This window comes from Rossellomorea sp. y25 (genome assembly GCF_038049935.1).
Classification (GTDB): Bacteria; Bacillota; Bacilli; order Bacillales; family Bacillaceae_B; genus Rossellomorea.
In genome coordinates this window covers 4,112,138-4,126,213 of sequence record NZ_CP145886.1, presented here as the reverse complement: position 1 = coordinate 4,126,213, position 14,076 = coordinate 4,112,138, and the positions used below count along the sequence as shown (strand labels likewise).

6 protein-coding genes are annotated in these 14,076 nt (G+C 41.8%); 5 read left to right on the top strand and 1 reads right to left on the bottom strand.

Annotation, left to right across the window (positions count from 1 at the left end):
* Positions 1–224: 224 nt before the first annotated feature.
* A complete protein-coding gene (locus AAEM60_RS20695) occupies positions 225–1,172 on the top strand; it encodes an NAD-dependent epimerase/dehydratase family protein (protein WP_341357007.1) in 948 nt (315 codons plus the stop codon).
* A 407-nt stretch (positions 1,173–1,579) separates the two neighbouring features.
* On the opposite strand, the gene AAEM60_RS20690 is transcribed toward AAEM60_RS20695, so the two are convergent.
* Positions 1,580–3,424 (bottom strand): LamG-like jellyroll fold domain-containing protein, encoded by a 1,845-nt coding sequence (locus AAEM60_RS20690; protein WP_341357006.1) that lies wholly within the window; start codon positions 3,422–3,424, stop codon positions 1,580–1,582.
* Between the two features lie 425 nt (positions 3,425–3,849).
* Here AAEM60_RS20690 and AAEM60_RS20685 point away from each other — a divergent pair, with 425 nt between their 5' ends.
* The 4 genes from AAEM60_RS20685 to AAEM60_RS20670 all read left to right on the top strand — a co-directional run bounded on the left by AAEM60_RS20685 (position 3,850) and on the right by AAEM60_RS20670 (position 14,053).
* Complete coding sequence (locus AAEM60_RS20685; protein ID WP_299742889.1) at positions 3,850–5,163, top strand: cell wall-binding repeat-containing protein; 1,314 nt, start codon at positions 3,850–3,852, stop codon at positions 5,161–5,163.
* A gap of 499 nt (positions 5,164–5,662) precedes the next feature.
* Positions 5,663–9,886, top strand: a complete 4,224-nt coding sequence (locus AAEM60_RS20680) for a cell wall-binding repeat-containing protein (protein WP_341357005.1) — start codon at positions 5,663–5,665, stop codon at positions 9,884–9,886.
* 173 nt (positions 9,887–10,059) lie between these two features.
* Positions 10,060–12,111, top strand: coding sequence for a cell wall-binding repeat-containing protein (locus AAEM60_RS20675; protein ID WP_341357004.1), 2,052 nt, complete (start codon positions 10,060–10,062; stop codon positions 12,109–12,111).
* 106 nt (positions 12,112–12,217) lie between these two features.
* Entirely contained in the window at positions 12,218–14,053 is a 1,836-nt protein-coding gene (locus AAEM60_RS20670; RefSeq protein ID WP_341357003.1) for a cell wall-binding repeat-containing protein, read from the top strand.
* Positions 14,054–14,076: the final 23 nt, after the last annotated feature.

The following is a 14,076-nucleotide window of genomic DNA, read 5'->3' as shown; positions in this document are numbered from 1 at the left end:
AATAGTATAATCGCGTTTTAAACGTTTGCATAGATAGTTTCAATTAAATATTTTTCGCCTTTTTTTGACAGGAATAGAAACGTTTTTAGAAAGAGTGAATAGGGTAAAATTAAGGGTGTTTTACATTTTAATGACCGAATAGAATCCGATTGTGATTTTTGCTATACTTACATCAGTGAAAAATTAAAAGTATAACTCTCCAAACTGAAAGGGGAACAACATAAATGAGCAAGATCCTTGTCACAGGCGGTGCCGGATTTATCGGCTCCCATATTGTAGAAGAATTATTAAATAAAAACGAACAAGTGGTAGTGATAGATAATTTCTCGATGGGTTCAATGGATAACCTGCCGAAGGACGATAAGTTAACCGTTGTAGAAGGGGATATCTCTTCTAAAGAAACCATTGAAAAGTTATTTCAGCAACATCGATTCAAGAAAATCTTTCATTTAGGTGCGATTGCCAGTGTAGCGGCTTCAGTAGAAGATCCCCTCCATACCCATCAAACCAATTTGGAAGCGACTTTATACTTATTGGAGGAAACACGTAAACAAGGCGGATTGGAGCGCTTTGTCTTTGCTTCTTCTGCAGCGGTGTACGGGGATGAGCCAACGCTTCCGAAGAAAGAAACGTCAACGATCAGACCATTGACGCCATATGCCATCGATAAATTTGCCTCTGAGCAATATGTGCTGGCATTCAGCCGGTTGTATGATATCCCGACGACGGCCGTTCGCTTCTTCAACGTCTTTGGGAACAGGCAAAATCCATCATCACCATACTCAGGTGTGGTATCGATCCTGACGGATAAATTCAAACAGCTGGTAAACAATGAAGATACATCCTTTACTCTTTATGGTGATGGAGAACAAACGAGAGATTTCATCTACGTGAAAGATGTCGTTCAAGCGAATCTTCTCGTGTCGGAAGACCCGGCAGCCATCGGTAAAGTATTTAATGTCGGTACAGGCGACTCGACAAGCTTGAACGAACTGATCGGAATGTATGAAGAGATAACAAATACGAAACTTCCTATCGAACAGCTGGAAGAACGGTCGGGAGATATTAAAGAATCCTACTCTGATATATCTGAGCTTAAATCCTTAGGGTTCGATCCAAAGTTCTCTATGAGAGAAGGACTTTTGGAGTATTGGAATAAAGAAAACGAATAGTGGAAAGTGCCTGTTTATTTAACAGTGAATCGTTCCGTTTTCGGGTACTATTTGCACAAATGACAAAGAAACTGACCAATGAAATGGCATTGGTCAGTTTCTTTTGGTATTAAAGTATATCAACTAACCAATATGTAAGTTCATTACAGGTAAATTAAAAGATAGATTGGAATACGATAAGGGGGAAATAATAGATATGGAGTTTTTCCATTAACGATATTTCTTGTTAATAAACGGGGAAATAGAAGGAGATTTATTATGGGTCTTCAACTTTTCCTTTATCAATTAAAAGGCAGCTTCAACAGAAGAAAGGCATAATAAAAAATGCCCAGAGGTCCTCTGAGCATTATTGGCGCGTCTATTCGCTTGCAATATAATAAATACTATTAATGTAAGCGTAAAAATGGTTAATTAGAAAAATCGAATCGTTTTTCAAAATGAAATGGGATTTCAAATTGATCAGCAGTTCCAGTTAAATGCGTTACATCGAAATATGTCATCTGTGACTTCGAGAGCTTTTCTACCCAAGGGGAGAAGGTTTTAAAAGATATTTTATCATCTGACTCGCTAAATTCTGCAAATCTCATCCAACCATTGCCTCCGTGATAGCTTGATTGATAATCAACCAGCATTTGAATAACTTCGTTGCCATGCGCATTTTCTTTGATTCTATGACCAGCCCCATGATGATGACCGTTAACTGTCATAAATACCTGATTATGATCGTTAACTAATTCATCCCAAATTAGAGAACCTCTCCAAGTATCAATCATAGTTTCACCATCTCCACCAATGTTGATAATTTGGTGAGAAAGAAGAATGGTAGGTGTACTGGGATGGTTTTTCAATACCTGTTTTGCCCAGGGGATATCTTCCACTATATGTTGCATATCGAGAGATAAGAATAAGTATTCGTAATTCCCGGCTTTAATAACAGAATAAGAACTATATCCCGTTGGTGAGGCACCTTTGTAATAAGGTTTGTCTGCAAAACGTTCCGGCCCGTAATAATCTAAATAAGGATCTCCTTCACCATAGTCATGGTTCCCTGCAATTGTAACATAAGGGGTCTTATGCTTATCTAGAATGTCTACGCTTGATGACGAGTTATTCCATTCTTCCAATGAATGACTCTGATCAACCATATCACCTAAGAAAGCTGTCATGGAAATGTTTAAGTTCTGCTCTTTTTTTGAAATCCATTTTACCTGTTCATAAAATAATTCAGGCATATAACGAACGGTTTTTTGAGGATCTGGAACAAATAAGAAGTTATAGTTCTCCTTGTTTGTTAATAATGCTTGTTTTTCATTTGAGCCGTTTTCCACGTGTCCTTCAACTTCAACAGCGTTTGAAATCAACCAATTTTCTTGAGGTAGAGGTTGATCGGCGATCCGTATTTCTTGAATATTCCCAGCAAATAAGGTATCGAGTTCATTCGCCCATTCTGATGCTCCAATATTCCAACCTTTACCTTCTACTAAATCAATTCCGATCATTTCAGAGTCTGTATTTCGAAAATCAGTCACACCGTTAATGTACAATGTTGAATTTTTCCCGTTATTTACTACTGCAATATGATACCAGTCATCTTTACTGTCTAGAGAAAAAGACCAATTTGTTTCATTATGATCGAGATTTGTAGGATGGCTAGTCCATTGGATTTCTCTTAAACTCGAAACGGATAAAGTACTAAGGATTTCTTTTTCTCCACCCGTTTTGTTAATATCAGCCGCTTGTCCTTTTCGAGTTAATATCCCCATCCAGCTATGTTCTTCAGGCGAGAAATTCGCTGGTAGTTTCAAAACGGCTTCAATTGTGAAACCATTTTCAAACGTCTCACCGTTAATCGGGGCGTCATCAACTGTATGAAAATATTGCCCTTCCGAATAACTTTTTTTATTCTTAAACTCTAAACTTTCTACCGCATCTTCATTGTAGTAATCTTCTTCTGACCATTGAATAAAGGGGTTGCCACTGATAGTGCCATCTTTTGTGGCGGAGGTGAGTTGAAGGTTGTTTTCATTACCGCTTGCATCTTCAATAATAAGATTTGCTTCATTAATAGAACCAGATTTTACATACTCTTTTTGAAACTTCCAATCTGCAACAATTGATTCTGTGATATCATGAGAATTTTCTGGTTTGTTATTTGCGTGAAAAACTGAAGGTGAAAATGCAAATAACGATAACGTAATGGAGCCAACAATCCCTATCTTTACAGCTTTTAGGATTACTTTCATTTTGATCATTCATCTCCTTGATTATATTGGTATTGAATCCTTATTAAGGTTAATTCAAGAATATTGAGGGAGTGTTATTCTCTAATGAACGGGTAATTAAATAGTTGTAAGTTTGTATTAAAATTTCGTAAATAGACCAGTGATAACATAGAGCGATAATAAAAAAAGACTCATCAACTCGATGAGTCTTTTTTCTATTATCGTGTTAGTTAGAGTGCCGAAAAGTGTGTAACTATGTCTCTAGGGTGTAGTTCAAGTAACTCAAAACACATCCTTTATTACTACAGTAAGAGGCCTTTTATGTCGTTTAGAGGGAGGAATATTACAAAAAAAGGGGTAAATATGACGAATTTTGTTACATAACTGTAAAATTATTTTGAAAATTTTAATGATAAGATAGTTTTTGTAGATTTATAGAGAAGGGGAATTGAGAAATGTTAAATGATCGCAAACCTGTATCTATTACTTTCGTCACGGTATTAAGCTTCATGTTCCTATTATTTTTCCAAAACCCTGCATCAGCTGCAGGTACACAGATAGATCGAGTAAGTGGTGTTGACCGGTATGAAACGGCAGTGAAAGTTTCCAGAGAAGGATGGACCAGTGCCAATACCGTTGTCATTGCAGTGGGAAATAACTTTCCGGATGCTCTGGCAGGTGCACCGTTAGCGGATAAGTATAACGCTCCAATCCTATTGGTAACCAAAGATAGTGTTCCTTATAGTGTGAAACAAGAGTTAAAACGATTAAAGCCAAGTAAAGCATACATATTAGGTGGAAGTTCCGTTATTTCATCTTCAGTAGAAACCCAACTTAAGAGTTTAGGGATTACCAGTACAAGAGTGGCAGGGGAAAACAGATACGAAACAGCGGCTAAGATCGCTGCATTGGTAGGAGGGTCTCAAGCCATCGTTACATATGGAAGGGATTTCCCGGATAGTCTGGCGATTGCACCTGTTGCTGCCAGTAAATCAATGCCGATCCTATTAACAGAAAAAAACCATGTCCCTGAAGAGACAAAAAAAGCGTTAAGTAAATATAGCTCTTCCATTCTTGTAGGAGGTACAGGCGTGGTAAGTGACGGCGTCAAGAATCAATTGCCAAGAGCCACCCGTATTTCCGGGAAAGATCGATATGATACGGCAACAAAAGTCGCCGAGAAATATTATTCCGCTTCAAATAGTACAGTCATCGCTACGGGAGAAAGTTATGCAGATGCATTGACCGGGTCCGTTCTGGCAGCCAAAAAAGGCTCACCTGTTATGTTGATTCAATCAAATAATGTCCCTACTTCCGTTAAGTCGACGGTGGATAAATTGGGTATCAATCAGTTTACGATCATTGGTGGAACGTCCGTTATTTCCGAGAAAGCCCAAAGTCTATTTGGCTTTGATACAGCTGGTCTGATCCAGACGGCGAAACAGTATATAGGAACACCTTATAAGTGGGGTGGAACGACGCCAAGCGGTTTTGACTGCAGTGGATATTTAAACTATGTATACGATAAATATGGGATTGATCTCCCTAGAACGACATCAGATATCTGGAACTTCGGTAGCCGCTCAAGCTCACCGGCAGTCGGCGATATCGTTATGTTTGAAACATACAAACCAGGCCCGTCACATGGAGGGATCTATATTGGAAACAACCAGTTCATCCATGCCGGAAATGATGGAGTAGAAATTACAAGTATGAGTAACGTATACTGGAAGCCTCGTTATCTAGGCGCAGTGAAGGTTGTAAATTAATAGAATGATAGAAAAACTGTTTGTCACATGGCAAGCAGTTTTTTTCTATTTACCCGAATCAATAGTCCTTAAACATGTTCTTTTTTGATAGTTGGATTTTAATTGTGATTTGTAATAGGTGAAATATCTCCCATGATGTTGATTGAAGCGGAAGGTGCTCGACTCCTGCGGGAATAGCGGGAAAGTTGAGACCCTACAGGGCAAAGCCCGAGGAGGCTCAACACACGCCCCGCGGAAAGCGAGCACCTGGAGCGGAAATCAACCACCACTCGCTAAGAGACAATGTTTACAAATACAGTTTATAAAATTAAACAAATCCGAAAAACGCAATAGTAAAAATATATTATTTTTTCTGAAAATAACATCTCCTTTTGTTGACTAAAGAACTAACTGAGATTAAAATGGAAAATAGAGTTCGAATTTTTCCATAATTATATTATTTTGGAAGATGCGGAGTATTTCGGACCATTACTATTAATCTATCAAGGGGGAAAAGGGATTGACGTTTAAGAAAAAGGTATTTTCGGTCATGGCAAGTGCAGCTTTAGTAGCTTCCTCGTTCGCTGGAGTAACAGCTTTCAATCCTGATAAAGCGGAAGCCGCTTTACAGGAAACGAAAAAGTTCAAGGTTTCGAATTTCTCAGAAGTTGTGGCATTGTCTATGAGTGATCAAGCTGTACAAGAGCTTGTTATCGTAGGTAACGGTAAAGTGGATGCGACTGGTCAATTAGAGAAGCTTGGCGTTAAAGTAAAACAAAATTATAAGAACTATGTTTACTTAGCGGATGTACCAACACGCAAGGTGATGGAAGTTCTTGATCTTAAGAGTGTCCGTACGATAGGTAAGAATGCTGAAATCCAATTAGGGGAAGTGAATGACCCTGAGCTTGAAGTGAAAGATCAAAATAAAGTCGATGAAGATGCGGTAGTAAAACCTAATCAGGCTGAAACCCATGCTCCAACCGGAGTGGATGACTTCCACGATAAGTTTGATGGCACTGGTACACGTATCGGGATCATTGACTCAGGTCCAGATCCGGGTCACGAATCCTTTACAGAAGGCCTTGAAGAAGGAACGCGTAAATACGGGGATTCAAAAATTGTTGCAGTAAGAGACTACACGATTTCAAACCGTCAACTTGCTTACGGTATCGAAGAGCGTTATAAAAAATATCTCGGTGATGGAATCAACTACCTTTCAGAGGGCGATGTATTTTTTGATGGTGGACATGCTGAGGGTGACTCTATTACAGTAGGGGAAACTACATATAATACAGCAGGACTTGACGCTTCCGATGACAAGTTTTTCTTCGGGAAAACAGCATTTGAATCTAACCCATATCCGAAAACGAATTCTAACTGGACGAATCAGGATTTAAATGCGGATGGAGTGAATGGTAATTCTGATAATTTCGCTGTTCTATTGGTAGGGGATAAAGTCTATATCGATACAGATATGGATAATGACTTCACGGATGAAACAGCTTATGCAAACAATGAAACAGGCACATTCGATGTAAATGTGGATGATGACATGCTTGGAGCGAACTTCCGTGTCAATGATATGGAATTGAACTGGTTTGGTGCAGGTCTGAAGAAAATCAACTTATTCACTGATTTCAACGGCCATGGTTCTCACGTCTCAGGTATCTCTGCGGCTAACGGACCGGCAAAAGCGAATGCATTCGGAGCCGTTGCGGGTGAAGGGGTTGCCCCTGGAGCAGAGCTTGTCGGTATGCGTGTGTTCAAAGCGGCAGGAGGAGCTCCTACATTCAGTATCCAGAAGGCCATGGTTGATGCTGCGCTTCCTGAATCCGAAGGTGGATTCGGCGTCGATGTTGCAAACTTGAGCTTAGGTTCTTCCCCGGATCTGAACGATGGTTTAGGATCCTATGGAGAATTAATGACGGTATTAAGTGAAGATACAGACATCGTATTCGTTACATCTGCCGGTAATGCCGGTCCTGGTGCAGACACAGTCGGTTCACCTGGTGACGTAGCACCTATCATTTCTGTTGGGGCACATATTACGGCTGACATGTGGGCAAAAGAGTACAATTCTTATCCATACGGTAAAAACGCAGACGGTACTCCGAAAGAAGGACAAGGTTTATGGTACTTCTCTTCTGTAGGGCCGAACGAAGTAGGGAATCAAAAGCCTGATATCGTTGGACCAGGATCTGCTTATGCTGCTCATCCGGTACAAAACGGACCTTATGTAGTCATGCAGGGTACAAGTATGTCTTCACCATACGTAGCTGGAGCGGTGGCGTTACTTAAATCGGCAGCGGAGAAAGATCGTATTCCATTTAACTACGAAATTGCCCGTGAAGCGTTGATTGCAACGGCCAATCACTTAGATGGATACAACCGTGCTCAAGAAGGTGGCGGACTGATCGATGTTCCGGCAGCTTATGAGTATCTGCGCAAAAACTTCATCACAGACATTAAAGACGTGGACGTTACGGTCTACCATGGAGAGAAAATCTCCGGCGGTCCGGGTCTATATGTAAGAAATAAAGAAATTCCTGAAACGGTTGAAGTATTAGTAGAGAACAAGACAGATGAAGCCAAGAGCCTGGATGTATCTCCGACTGGCGATTGGATTAGCCCATCTGTATCAAAGTTAGATCTTAAGGCTGGAGAAAGTAAAACGATTACAGTGAAGTATGACGAGTCGAAATTAGAGACAGGCGTAAATGCTGAGACTCTAGTATTTGATGATGCATCGACTCCTTATGTAGAAGCTAGATCAGCTCAAACAATTATTACGGGTCATGAGTTTAACCAGGAAAATCGTTTCCGCTTCCGCGAAGAAGGTGAAGTTCAATCTTCTCAAACAAAAGGTTATACATTTGACGTAAAACCTGGCGTGAGTGAAGTTCGTTTCTCACTGAATGCAATCAGTGAAAATGACGATTATAAAGGCCGCGTACGCGCGATCGTCTTCAATCCTGACGGAGTGGAAGTAAGTGAATTCCAAGGATATGCTGGATACGGTGCCGGTGGATTAGGCGTTGAAGATCATGTCTTCAAGTCTCCTAAACCAGGGGTATGGGAAGTACATGTATATGGAACTTCCGGACCACAAGCAGGTAAGGAAGTAAATAAATATCAATTAGAGGCTGTTGTTCAGGATGTAGTTGCTCAACCAGGTGAAATTGATTTAGGTCATGTTGCACCTGAAACTGAAACGACCAAATCTGTTACATTCTCAAACTACTTATCTGAAGCAAGAGAAGTGAAGGTTGTCGGTGCACCTTTCAGCATGCCTAAGCTGTCTTCTGAGAAGGTAGAGGTACCTGGTAACAATGAATTCTACTATCAAGATATCAAAGTGAAGAACAATGTATCTTTAGAAGTTCAAACGTCAAATCCATCACATGCTACTGATGATGTCGATTTATATATCTATGATTCCAAAGGGAACATGGTAGCATATTCTGCAGGTGCTACATCTGACGAAAAAGTTTCCCTGACTTCATTACCGGATGATACGTACACAATTGCAATTGAAGGATACGCAACAATGGATCCAACGACGACTCTTGATCTATCAATCAATGAGTTCGGTGTACTGTCTCCTGGTGAAAAAGGTGAAGGTAAAGTAGATGTTAAAGCTTCACAAAACCTTAAAGTAGGAAAATCATTAACGACGGATGTAAACATTACAACTCCATCTGAGTCAATGAGCTCAATCGGGGCGGTATATTTACTTGATGCGAAAACAGATGAAGTGTTATCTCTCCTTCCAATCAAGGTAGACGGGGACATCATTACTGAAGTTTCCGGTCAAGATCGTGTCGGAACAGCGATCGAAGTATCCAAGAAGCTCCATAAAGATGGCTTTGCCGATGATCATGAGTACAAAACGGTTATCCTTTCAACTGGATATAACTTCCCGGATTCATTATCTGCAGGTCCATTAGCATCTGCTATTGATGCTCCAATCCTGCCTGTAGGCAGCAATGGGAAGCTTTCTAAGGAAGTTCTTGCTGAAATTGAGCGTCTTGGCGCTGAAAATGTGTACATCCTTGGTGGAGAAGGTGTCGTTTCTGCCGATGTATTTACTCAATTAAACAGTATCTCGATCGATTCTTCTGATATCGAACGTTTAGAAACAGATGGAATGCCAAACCGTTACGGTACAAACCTTGCCATCGTTTCGAAGCTTCAAGAGCTTGGATTCAAAGGAAATGGTGTATTCGTTGCAACTGGTAAGAACTTTGCCGATGCACTAAGTGCTGCAGCAATCGCCGGTGCCAACGACATGCCGATCGTTTTAACAGACGGTAAAGATTTATCCGATGAAGCGAAAACCATCCTTGAAGACGAGAAAGTCTATGTGCTTGGTGGTAAATCAGCTGTTCCTGAAAATGTGGTAGCTGAAGCTAAGAAAGTAGCTGTCGATGTGAAAGTCCTTTCTGGTGTGAACCGTTATGGTACACTGGCAGCAATCCTTGGAGAGTTCGCTTCTAGCACAGACAAGTTATATGTTGCCAGCGGTAAGAACTTCCCGGATGCATTATCTGCTGCTCCACTTGTAACAGATAACGCAGGATTATTATTACTGACTGATCCAAATGGATTACCGAAAGAAGTAGATGCGTTCTTAACGAAATATCTGTACCAGAACAAAATCTCTTCTGTCACTGTACTTGGTGGTAAAGGTGCAGTAGGTGAAGGTGCTAGAGAAGACCTTCAAGAAAAGGTTTCAAACTAATAGAATATGTGTGAATTGGCTGCCTGCTATTACAGCGGGCAGTCTTTTTTCCTTTTAAAGACTTTCGGACTATCATTCTGAAAATTTCTTGAATTCATGGACAGGCCTTCCACCATCTTATATACTTTTTACAGATGATGTAAATGACATTCAACTGAGAGAGGAGTGGCTTGATGAAAATGAGAATAATCGCTTCTATTGTGTTCTTATTGGGTTGTACCCTGCTTCCGAACGGAGTAGTGCAAGCGGATGATGGGAAGAAGGTTCAATTATTAGTGGTTCACAAGGATCAAGAAGGTGAAGTGTCGACACAGTCTTCAGATGAGGATGAAGGAAAATTTGAAGTGTTGTCGGTACCTCGAAAAGACGTTTCCAGCACTCTATCCAAATTAAATAATAACGAAAACATAGAATATGCTGAGGTCGATCAGCTCGTATACACACAAGCTGCCGCGCCCAATGATACATATTTTAATAATCAATCCCAAGACTTTCAGGTAATGAAGGTACTGGAAGCCTGGGAAAACTATAATCCCATTGAAGAAGTGACCGTGGCGATTGTCGATTCAGGTATTGATCTGAAACATCCCGAGCTGCGCAGTAGATTAGTAGAAGGAAAGAACTTCATAAATGAAGAAGAGCCACCAGTCGACAGGTCTGGGCATGGCACCCATGTAGCGGGTCTGGTAGGAGCTGTGACTAATAACAAGATGGGTATTGCTTCTGCTGCCGAAAAGGTGAAACTCATGCCCGTCAAAGTGTTTGAAGGGAAGACCACCTATATGTCCACGGTTATTCAAGGCATCCGTTATGCAGCAGACAACGGAGCGGATATCATCAATTTGAGTCTGGGCAGCTATAGCAATATGAAAGCGCTGGAAGATGCGATTGATTACGCTGTGGATAAAGGCGCCCTGGTGGTAGGAGCGGCAGGTAACGATGATGAGCACGCCGTCCTTTACCCGGCAACCTACCCGGAAGTCCTGGCTGTAGGCAGTGTGGATTCTACTACATTGACAAAATCTACGTTCTCGAACTTTGGGGAGACAGTGGACATATCTGCCCCGGGAACGAACATTTTCAGCACATGGATGGACGGCTATCAAGCACTGGATGGTACCAGTATGTCAACGGCCATTGTAAGCTCGGTTTCATCCATGGTCAAACAGCAGTACCCCTTTTTAAAAGGACTGCAGGTAAAGGATGTGCTTGAAAACTCAACCACTCCCTTACCAGAAGTCGATAGGCTTGGAACAGGGTTAATCAATGCGGAAGAAGCTCTGAACTTTGTCCAAACCAAAAATCGTATCTACGGCCTGAATTCTGTAGAAACAGCCGTAGAGATATCTAAAAATGGATGGTCCTCATTAGAGGAAAAAGAGTTGACGATCGGTGGCACCAAATTGACTGGATCGTTTGTTATTTTAGCAAGCGGTGCTTCATTCCCTGATAGCTTAGCTGCTTCTCCATTGGCCTCTCATTTGGATAGCCCGATTCTACTAGTCAAGAACAATCGATTGAGTGAGTCCGTTAAGGAAGAGCTGAAAAGATTGAATCCCTCTCATGTTTTGATGATCGGAGGGGGGAATGCCGTCTCTCAGGATGTAGAAAATGAGATTAAGAATCTATCAATTGAGACCAAGCGACTATTTGGCGTGGACCGTTATGAAACGGCCGTAGCGATCAATAGCGTGATTCCCTACACAACCAACAAGGCCTTTGTCGTCTCAGGTCAAAACTATCCTGATGCTCTCTCGGTTGCTTCCTATAGCGGTAGCATGCAATATCCTGTACTTTTTGTTCAAAAAGAGAAGGTTCCACAGTCGGTGAGTACCTATATGAAAGAGAATGAAATTTCCAAGACGTATGTCATCGGTGGTCAGGGAATCCTTTCTAATAAAGTGGTAGATAGTCTGCCTGGGGATTTCCGTATATATGGCGTGGATCGTTACGAAACCAATTATAAGGTCCATCAGACATTTGCTTCTGCAGATTCCGATTCCCTTTATTTTGCCACAGGCGCTAAATTCCCCGATGCCCTTAGCATAAGCCCGCTGGCTGCAAGAAAAGAAAGCCCAGTGGTTCTGGTAGATAGGAACGATAACGTGAACCTGAAGAAATCAATCCATTTGATAACCAATCGCAACAACTATCGCATTCTTGGTGGACCAGGAGCTTTATCCGTTGAAAAAGCATGGGAAATCGATCAGTATATGATGAAATAAGTAAGATAGGGAGATTGCCTCTCTATCTTTTTTTGATAAAGAAGGGTTATAGTTTACTAGATACTATGTTAAGATGGAATAAAATAACATTTAAAAGGGGAATACAATGAATCCTAAAATGAAGAAACTTGTATCAGGAATAGCCGCGGTGGCACTTAGCGCGACACTGGTGAGTCCAATCACTTCGAAGGCAGCGGGGTATGAAAACCCGTCTAAATATGAAATCAATAAACTGTTGACGGAAGCAGCAATGAAGTATGATGTTCCCGCCGAAATCGTGAAGGCTTTAGCAGCTGAAGAGAGCGGTTGGAAGCAATTCACGGCAGATGGAGAACCGAATATTTCGGGTGATGGCGGGATCGGGATCATGCAGGTGACCGATACAGCCGGATACGATGTTGAACGTTTGAAAAGTGACATCGCCTTCAATATTGAAGCAGGTATCAAAATCCTGAACGAAAAGTGGAAGCTTGGTGAGAAGGGTCTATCAAACTGGGATCGCTCCACCAGCATCCCAACGGTTGGGGACAATGAGCGTGACATCATCGAGAACTGGTATTTTGCCCTTTTAGCTTATAATGGACAGGTGCAGGAAAATAGTCCGATCAAAATGGCGACGGGTGAAAGAAACTTCGGAAGCTACCAGGATCGGGTATATGCTGAGCTCTCAAGTGGAAACCCGGGCATCTTCAAGAATGATAGAGTCGAGCTTTCTTTTGCCAAAGAGGATTTTACCTATACAGGAGAGCCAAACTATTATTTATTATTCGATAAGAAGAAGTATGAGGTGAATGGTCTTGCCCATACAACAAAACATTCGTATCAACCGGGGGATTTAGTGATTTCTGCGGATGGATCACGTTTTAGAGAACGGCCAACTTCTGATTCCAAGGAAGTGTCTGCGAAACTTCCAAGCGGTGAAACCGAAGTCCTTGAGATCCTTAAAGGATTTGAATATGATCAATCCAAGAATCCGAATCACTTCGTCTGGTACAACGCCGAACGTGAAGACAATAAACAAGAGGCATACGTCGCTTCAAGCGAACTGAACAAGATCGGTGAGCGACTATCCGGAACCGACCGGATCAAGACGGCTGTTGACATTTCCCAGGCCGGTTGGAATCAGGCGGATACGGTCGTTTTGGCCCAAGGGTATAACTTCCCAGATGCGCTGACGGGTGGCCCTCTTGCTTATAAAAACAATGCTCCGCTTCTATTGACGGAAAAAAACAAACTGACTGAAGCAACGAAAGCTGAAATCAAACGCTTGAAAGCTTCCAAGGTCATCATTTTAGGTGGAGAAGGGGCAGTCAGCAAGGGAGTCAAGGATGCTCTTGAAGGAATGGGATTGGATGCCGAACGGATCGGTGGAATCGATCGCTACGAAACAGCCCAGCTTATTTCAGAGCAAGTGAATCCGAATCCTGATAAAGCCATCATCGCGTCAGGAAAGAACTTCCCAGATGCTCTTTCCGTGGCCCCATATGCATCTGTAAAAGGATATCCGATCCTTCTAACAGCGGCTAACGCCGTTTCTTCCTATACGAGTCAAGCCCTTACCGGAGTGGACAGCACGATCGTTGTCGGTGGAGCGGGCGTCATCAGCGATGGTGTCATGAAAAAGGTAAAAGGCGAGCAGAGAGTAAGCGGAGTGGATCGTTATGAAACCTCCCTTGAAATTGCGAAGAAGCTGCCGCTTGCCAACCCGGATGAGAAATCACTTCTTGCGAGCGGGAAGAACTACCCGGATGCATTATCGGGATCTGTACTCGCAGCAAAGCAAAAGGCACCACTTCTTCTATCCAACCCGGAAGAGCTGCCTACAAGTGTCAACAATTTCATCGCTGCTAAAGAATTTAAAGAGTTCTTCCTGCTCGGAGGACCAAGTGCCATGAATGTGGAAGACGAGCTTGGAGATCTTTATAAAAAGTTGTATTATTAATATAGAAAACTAAGACTCTATCG